Genomic DNA, 233 nt, shown 5'->3' with positions numbered 1-233 from the left:
ATTGGCATGATCGGCAGCGAAGACCTTAAAGTCGCGACCAAGCGCGCGCCGACCGAGCAAGAGATCAACGACCTGATCTTCGCCTGGAAAGTGGCCAACTACGTTAAATCCAACGCCATCGTCTACGCCAAGAACCGCCAGACCATCGGTGTCGGCGCCGGCCAGGTGAGCCGCGTGAACTCGGCGCGTATCGCCGCGATCAAGGCTGAGCACGCCGGTTTGCAGGTAGTGGG

The 233-nt window shown here is 60.9% G+C and carries 1 pseudogene; it reads left to right on the top strand.

The window, feature by feature from the left end:
* Positions 1–233: pseudogene (gene purH, locus AC0IYH_RS34145) on the top strand (bifunctional phosphoribosylaminoimidazolecarboxamide formyltransferase/IMP cyclohydrolase); the annotation flags it as partial.

Source organism: Pseudomonas sp. AC463, from assembly GCF_979253585.1.
This window is presented reverse-complemented; position numbering and strand designations above follow the sequence as displayed.